The organism is Streptomyces odonnellii, assembly GCF_000981895.1.
Classification (GTDB): Bacteria; Actinomycetota; Actinomycetes; order Streptomycetales; family Streptomycetaceae; genus Streptomyces; species Streptomyces odonnellii.
The window spans coordinates 1-1,448 of record NZ_LATD01000556.1; the positions used below are offsets into that span (position 1 = coordinate 1).

Here is a 1,448-nt window from a genome sequence, read left to right on the forward strand (position 1 = left end):
GCCCGGGCACAGCCGGACGGCCTTCCAGCGACTGCGGGACGGACTGACCGTACACGCGGACCGGATCGACTACCTGGCGGGGCAGTCGGTCTGGCACGCCGAGCGGACGGCCGATGGCTTCCGCACCCATATGGTCCCGTCCCATACCCGCCTGGCGCATATGGTCCCCACGCACACGGCCAGCGCCCACACCACTCCCGGCCACGTGGTCTCCGACCACATAGGTCCTGACCACACAGATCCCGACCACATGGGCCCCGACCCCACGGGTCATGACCACACGGCCTCACGCCACATGGCTTCCGGCCACACGGCCGACGGCCCGGCCGGGCGTGTCCTGCGCAGCCGTACGGTCGTCGTCGCGACCGGTGCGTACGACCGTCAACTGCCCTTCCCCGGCTGGACCCTGCCCGGTGTCTTCACGGCGGGCGGGGTGCAGGCCCTGCTGAAGGGACAGGGCGTGGTGGCCGGGCAGCGGATCGCGGTCGCCGGCACCGGGCCCTTCCTGCTCGCCGTCGCCGCGGGCCTGGCCGAGGCGGGGGCACGGGTGGTCGGGGTCTTCGAGGCCGGGCTGCCCGCCGGATTCGCTCGCCATCCGCTCGCGGTGGCCCGTAACCCCGCCAAACTCGCCGAGGGCGCGGACTTTATGCGCACCCTCCTGCGCCACCGGGTGCCGTACCGGACCCGTACGGCCGTGATCGCCGCACATGGCGACGGCGAGGTCAGCGGGGCGACGGTGGCCCGCCTCGACGCGGGGTGGCGGATCGTGCCGGGCAGTCAGCGCCGTATCGACTGCGACACACTCGCCGTCGGCTACGGCTTCACGCCCCAGACCGAGATCGCGCTCCAGCTCGGCTGTGCCACTCACCGCGATTCCGACGGCAGCCTGGTGGCCACCGCGGACGGACGGCAGCTCAGCACCGTCCCGGGTGTCTATCTGGCGGGGGAGGTCTGCGGGGTCGGGGGAGCGGCCCTGTCCGTGACCGAGGGCGAACTCGCCGGGCTGCACGCCGCCTTCGTCACCACCGGCGCGGTCGCCGACCGGGCGGTCGTACGCAGGCTGACCCGGCGGCGCGCGGCGCGGCGCAGGTTCGCCACCGCCCTGCACGAGGCGTATCCGGTACCGCCGGGATGGACGACATGGCTGGACACCGACACCCTGGTGTGCCGGTGCGAGGAGGTGACCTCGGAAGCGGTCACCGAGGCGGTCGAGGAACTGGGCGCGACCGATGCCCGCGGGGTCAAGCTGTACGCGCGGCCCGGCATGGGGCTCTGCCAGGGGCGCGTCTGCGGTTACGCCGTCGGCTGTCTGGTCGCCGCGCGCACCGGGCGCGGGCCGACCGAGGACGATCTGCGCTCGATGGCGGTCCGGCCTGTCGCGCAGCCGCTGACGCTCGGCACGCTCGCGGCAGGCCTCGGCACCGACGACCCCGGGCCTGATCTCGACC

The 1,448-nt window shown here is 73.8% G+C and carries 1 protein-coding gene; it reads left to right on the forward strand.

The features are described 5' to 3' along the window. The coding region (locus WH07_RS34935) for an NAD(P)/FAD-dependent oxidoreductase (RefSeq protein WP_052744665.1) at nucleotides 1-1,448 on the forward strand (1,448 nt) is incomplete at both ends.